The sequence below is a fragment of the Marinobacter sp. NFXS9 genome (genome assembly GCF_040148665.1).
Lineage (GTDB): Bacteria > Pseudomonadota > Gammaproteobacteria > Pseudomonadales > Oleiphilaceae > Marinobacter_A > Marinobacter_A mangrovi.
The window spans coordinates 46,565-52,981 of sequence record NZ_JAGDDW010000020.1; the positions used below are offsets into that span (position 1 = coordinate 46,565).

The window sequence follows — 6,417 nt, forward strand, 5'->3', positions numbered from 1 at the left end:
GGGAGCAGGATGCTCCCGCTCAGACTCCCAGAATGTCAGTACAAGGAGTATCCACGGATGGCGCAGTCCAACTCGTCGGCGAATGGCACATCGCCTTCGTCGTTATCCTGTCCCTGTGGTCGCCTGACGGCCAATCATCCCCGGGAACAAAGCACCCTCGGCAACCACCCGCCCTGCATGTGGCACGATTTCATCGTCGAAGTTCACGGTGAAGACCATGGTCCGCACCAGAAGCTCGTCGTCTATGAAAAGGCCGGGCCAGAAGGCACAGGGAGCGAGAACCCCCGTTATCCCGATGGTGAGCGCAAACACGCCGGGCTGAATAATCGCTCGTCCACGCTTCACATCTGGCCCTGGCAGGGGCAAGCCGACAGCCGGTTGATGCTTGAAGTGGACACTGACGATGGGCGACCCATTCAACTACCGTTGTTGGAGACGGCTGAGGAAAGCCAGTGGCAGGACGGCAAGGCCGGGCAGCAGCACATCCTCCTGCCGGTCGTGCCATTCGACTGGGTGAAGGGGCGCGATATCGGCGGCAAATCGCCGACTTGGCCGGTGTTGAGTCGCCCCGGCTATTTCTATGTGTTTCGGGAAGCCCGGCTCTGGCGGGAACTGCGCATCACCTGGGAGGAGGGCAATCTCCGCTTCCAGGATGTCCGCCTGGACGACTACCGGGACGGCAACGGCCGAGTGATCGAAGACAGGCGCGCTCCTGTAGGGAAGGCCCTGACGGACGTCTGGGTACCGATGCGGCTGGACAGTACCGACGTTGAACTGGAGGTGGCCTTTTCCGAATCTCCCTTGCCGGCGGCTCGCATTAACCGGCTGCAAACCGATTTCAGTCTTCGCTACGATCGCTGTCAGCAAATCAGTCAAATGAAGCCGCATGACACCCCTGCCGACGGTGCCATGTTGGATGTCGGTCCCAGCGACCGACCGGTGTTCTATCTCGACAAGTTGGCGCCCCAGCGCCCGCGCCAGCCGGCCCTGGAATGGCAGTTTGAACGCCCCTGGTTTTTCCTCGAAAACGTGGCGGGAACCTATCCGTCAAAGGCCTACGATATGGCCCGGGATCTGTTTGAGCAGTACGAAGCTGGCGAACGAAACGAGCCGCTGCAGGATTATGAAAAGCCCGAACCCGGGGCGCTGGCGCTCAGTATCCAACAGGCGGTCGATGAGAATAGTGAGGACCAGAAAACACGGTTCTTCTCTTCGGAGGACTGGCAGGCCCAAGCGGCTGCCGCCGATGCGGTCGAACCCTTGCGCAAGCGGGGTGTCTGCGGCCTGAAGATCGACGACCGCCTCTACGAGATCCGCCACCAGGCACACCGCGTGGAAACCGCGCGGGAATTGTTAGCCCTGTGCAGTGAACGGGCCCGGCAGCACCCGCAACTGGAGAGCGCCCAGTTGGTGAACCAACTGATCTTACCGTCTCAGTTCGATGGTGAGAGCAACCCACTCCATCACTATGTCTCAGCCTTGCCATTATCCGGTCTAGAGCGGATTGAGCGGACGCTGATAACCCAGGAGCGGGAACTGGGGCGTGAGTATCTGGACAAGGCCCAGGATGAATTGTTGCTCTGCCTGCGTCGGCAACCCTATCAGCAAGTGCTGGGCGACCTGTTCAGCAGCGAAGGCTTTGACTACGCTGCCGCATTCCGCTTTGCCGGGCGATTGGTCAGCCTGGTGCTGGAACCCTCGATCAAGCAGGATCCGCTGCATCCCCAGCAAGGGCTGCCAGGCGGGGACTCCAAAGGCAAACAATGGCTGCGCAGCTTGTGTACCGAACACGAAGCCGTCAGCCAGAGCCAGGGCGTGGTGTCGTTGGCCCGCATGCTTTGGCCCCAGGCCGATGCGTCCCAGCAGCAAACGGCCTATGAGCCGCCCAAGTCAGCGCCGGACAATCCCGGCGACGGGGTGTTTCGGGGCCCGGCGCTGGCCCGGCTGGAAACCCTTAACCTGCCGGAGGACCTGTCCGAAATCCAGACGCTGGAAGGATTCCGGCTGGCTGCGGAGATCCAGGCCGGTGGCCTGACCCACCTGTTGTTTGCCGGCATGGCACAGGGTACCAAGGCTCTGAACGCTGCCCACAACGAGCTGCACAGCGCCATACGCAGCGCACTGACGGCCCTGGAGAACAACGACGGTGAACTCAAGCAGCTTCGGGCTGAGTATCGTCAGCTTAACCGACAACAGGCCGAACTGACCCGGCGCTACGAACAAAAGGCCCAGGCCGCCCTGAAAACCAGTGAAGAAGAGTATCTGGCGGTGCTGAAGGAATCCCGAGAAGCCCACCAGCAACTGGAACGAACGCGGGCGGAAGCGGAACTTCGCCTCGGCCAGACCCAGGAAGCCCTGAACCAACGCTTCATGGCCCGCCGTCTGGCCATGATGAGTCATCCGCTGGAAGCCATCCGTCAGTCCATGCCGACGCTGCTGCCGGGATTGCGGCTGATGCCCCTGAGCGACGCCATCGAACAGGGGAAGTACGTGTTGGGTCTGGAGGATCTCTCCGCCGAAGGCGAGCGGGTGACGCCGTCGACGGCCAAGGCGAAGAAGATGCTGGCCTGGATCCTGGAGCGGGACCGTCCTGCCACCCAGGCCCTCAGCCGCCTGAGTCAGGCCCAGAACGAACTGATCCTGGCCCGCAAAGCGGTCGAGCAGAGCACGACCAACACGGCCAGCGCCCGGGACAGGCTGGAAGCCGCACAGCGACGCTTCAGCGGCATCACCGACGAACTGGAAAGTCTGGGTGCGCGCACCACCTCCGTCGCGGCCGCCATCAAGGCGACGGAACAGGCCATCGAGGACAACCGATCTCAGCTTGATCAGGCCGAGAACAGTCGGCTTTACCGGCTGTTGAATACGCCGGTGCTGCCGATGGTGGTGTTGGGGATTGAGGCGGTTAATGTTTGGAATGCTTATTCGTCTGCCGACAGTATCAAGCGTGAAAGGGGGGCAGTGCGAGCAGTCTCCGGGATATTTGGCTCAGGGTATAACGCGGTAGCTGCGGCAACATTGATGACGGAACGGTTTGCCAACGACTTGGTGAAGGAAAAAGTTGGAGCTGTACTTGGACGCGAGTTCAATGGTGGAGTGGCTAAATCTTTGGCCGAAGCCCTTGGTGTCAAAGCCATTACGAGTCGAATGTTTCTTGGTGCAATTGGAGGGGTAGCCGTCACCGGTATCAGTTTATCTGACACTCTTTACGCGCTCGAAACGGGTGATCCCGCAGCCTGGGGCTACGGTGTGACAACGGCGAGCGGTGTTGTCATGACCATGGCTGCAATCATTCCCGCTCAGGCCACCCTTTTAGGGATGGGGCCCCTGGGCTGGATTGGCCTGGGATTATTGCTCGCAGGCACAGCGTTGATATGGGTGTTGCAAGACGAGCCTATTGAGAACTGGCTACGCAACGGTCCCTTCGGCGATCACGTTGGCTTGCCTCATTTGCAAGGGGACGATAATGCCGCTGAGGCCTACTATCGACTCTTGGGCCAGTTGATGAACCTGCGCTTGGTATATAGGTCGATACCGCTAACCGCACCAGCTCAGCAGGCGGCCGTCAAATCGCTTAATGCCGCTGGTCTCGAAGCGATTCAAGAGGCTACTCATATTATCCGTGCTGACAGTAACCTGCCTGGACTGCTGAGTGCTCCTGAAGGCATACAAGCACTTTGTAAGGCCCAACTATTATGTAAGGTGTTCAACCTGGGTCGGGATTACGGCCTCGTTTCATCGAAGCCGGTTCCAGACGGCGAGGAGCAGGACCACATTATCCTGCAGCAGCCCACGGCAACCGGGTACGTAATGCTGGTCCGAAGGCCGGACTCACATCGAGAGTCCCGGACATTTCTGGGCCTGCCTGCGGGCGAGCAAGAGTTGCGCTATGAATGGCAGGCCAAGGTTCAGTATCAGGTGACACTGAAAGGAAAGCCGTTTGCCTTTCCGGCACCATCACCGAAGGACACGACCCGGTACGATCCTAAAAATGATGAATTCACCAAGCCGGATTTCACCGAAGATGATCAACTCTTCTGGGTTAGTGGCTTTGCCAAACCCGGTTCAGCCTGATGTCGGATGCTGAAACAATGACTGAAAACTACTATGGCCCCTGTGCTTATCGCTCGGACCGGATTCCGGAACAGAAGCGCCAGGTCGCCGATCCAGGGCGTTCCTGGTTTAATCGGAAGTTCGACATGCGCTTGCCATGGGGGCGCACAGAGGAAGTGGCGCCACTATCTTTTAGAAATCGCTTTAGTCCAGATGTGCTGAGGAAAATCGAGAAAAAACCTAAAGGCTTTGAAAGCGTTGAATTTCATCAGCGTATTGACCATGAGAAATACCGTCACGCCATGCCAGCTTTTAGAACGCGTTTGCTGCTGTTCGCGGAAAGTCTTGGAGGATTCTTCTTTAAGTTCCTGACGCCGCTGTTTTTGATTCTATATCTAGTTGCATTGACTGCATTTGATTCTGATGAATGGGGCAGTGTCATCAATGAGACGATCCCACTAGTCATGGGATTAATTTTTGTACCATTGCTTTTGAATAAAATACCTTGGTTTTTGTTCAAAGCTATCCCTGGCTGGATAATTAGGCCCTCCAAAGGACCCAAGTGGGAACTCAATCGCCGTACCGGTCTCGTAACGGCCTACCACCACGACAGCAAGGGCTCATCCGAAGAAGAGCAGGCACCTTTCTACGAATTCGACGCCTACCTCACCAACGAAATGATCCCACCGGGCCAGGTGGTGCATACCCTCTACCTCGTCCACCGCTACCGTCCCATCCTTCTCCCCATTGGCAATCTGATCGGGAAGACCACGGGTGAGGAGTGCTTCGCGCTGTGGGACATGTTCCAGAACTTTATGGACACCAGCCGACCGTTGCCGGATATCCCGTTGTGGGAGGAGTTCCGTTCGAAGGATCCCGTCACCGCCGAACACGATCGCCAGACAGGGCGCCCGGCCCGCTATTGGCGGGATATGGACGACGAGATCTGGAAGCAGAAAGAAAGCGAGATGATGTCGAAGGTACGAAGCCTGACCACGCCCCACCGGCCCAACCTGATGCGCCAGCATGTTCGGTATGTGAGCTGATCAGGGCCTGCCTGCCGGAGAGCAGGAGTTGCGCTATGAATGGCAAGCCAAGGCTCAGTATCAGGTGACACTGAAAGGAAAGCTGTTTGCTTTTCCGGCACCATTACCAAAGGATACGACCCGGTACGATCCTAAAAATGACGAATTCACCAAGCCGGATTTCACCGAAGATGATCAACTCTTCTGGGTCAATGGCTTTGCCAAGCCCGGTTCAGCCTGATGTCGGATGCTGAAACAATGACTGAAAACTACTATGGTCCCCAGGCTTACCGCTCGGATCAGATTCCCGAACAGAAGCGTCAGGTTGCTGATCCAGGGCGTTCCTGGTTCAACAGGAAATTCGACATGAGGTTACCTTGGGGGCGAACCGAAGAAGTTGCGCCCCAATCACTTCGAAAACGCTTCCGGCCTGAAGTGTTAAGGAAGATTGAGTCGAAACCGAGTGGCTTTGAAAATATTGATTTCCATCAGCGGATCGATCATGAAAGATACAGGCATGCCACTCCGGCTTTCAGGACCAAGTTGCTGTTTCTGATAAATGCCTTTGGTAATCCTTATGTCATGGTTTTTATCCTCTTCCCAGTTGCCATTACATATTTGACTTTGTTAATCAAAAATCCAAACCATATGGGAGCGCTCAATTTTTCACTCTCTTATTTATCTTTTGTTGCCTGGATATACGGGCCACTGCTTGCTTGCCGAGTGATCCCCAGCTTCATATTCAGGTTTGCCCCAAAATGGTCTATCAAGCCGGGAAGAGGGCCCAAGTGGGAACTCAACCGTCGCACCGGACTTGTGACCACCTATAGCGATGAAAAGAAGGGCCCGCCCGAAGAGGAACAGGCACCTTTCTACGAATTCGACGCCTACCTCACCAACGAAATGATCCCACCGGGCCAGGTGGTGCATACCCTCTACCTCGTCCACCGCTACCGTCCCATCCTGCTCCCCATTGGCAATCTGATCGGGAAGACCACGGGTGAGGAGTGCTTCGCGCTGTGGGACATGTTCCAGAACTTTATGGACACCAGCCGACCGTTGCCGGATATCCCGTTGTGGGAGGAGTTCCGTTCGAAGGATCCCGTCACCGCCGAACACGATCGCCAGACAGGGCGCCCGGCCCGCTATTGGCGGGATATGGACGACGAGACCTGGAAGAAGAAAGAAAGCGAGATGATGTCAAAGGTACGGAGTCGCCCCTGCAAAAGTAAAAACCTGAACAAAGGCAATGAGTTGGCCTGACTTCGGGGTATAATATCCATCATAAATCTCCCCGTTTCGTCCAAAAACCGGAAGAAAGCCCCATGATCCCACGGGA

The 6,417-nt window shown here is 56.9% G+C and carries 4 protein-coding genes; all 4 read left to right on the forward strand.

The features are described 5' to 3' along the window. Window positions 1–57 precede the first annotated feature (57 nt). Genes J3364_RS21375 through J3364_RS21390 form a run of 4 tightly spaced genes read left to right on the forward strand, consistent with a single transcriptional unit; the run spans window position 58 to window position 6,341 of the window. Window positions 58–4,074 carry an ABC transporter permease gene (locus J3364_RS21375; protein ID WP_349560177.1) on the forward strand — a complete coding sequence of 1,339 codons (4,017 nt, stop codon included), beginning with the start codon at window positions 58–60 and terminating at the stop codon, window positions 4,072–4,074. A gap of 17 nt (window positions 4,075–4,091) precedes the next feature. After that, window positions 4,092–5,099 (forward strand): hypothetical protein, encoded by a 1,008-nt coding sequence (locus J3364_RS21380; RefSeq protein WP_349560178.1) that lies wholly within the window; start codon window positions 4,092–4,094, stop codon window positions 5,097–5,099. A gap of 28 nt (window positions 5,100–5,127) precedes the next feature. Then, complete coding sequence (locus J3364_RS21385; protein WP_349560179.1) at window positions 5,128–5,319, forward strand: hypothetical protein; 192 nt, start codon at window positions 5,128–5,130, stop codon at window positions 5,317–5,319. Window positions 5,320–5,336: 17 nt separating this feature from the next. Then, complete coding sequence (locus J3364_RS21390) at window positions 5,337–6,341, forward strand: hypothetical protein (RefSeq protein WP_349560180.1); 1,005 nt, start codon at window positions 5,337–5,339, stop codon at window positions 6,339–6,341. Window positions 6,342–6,417: the final 76 nt, after the last annotated feature.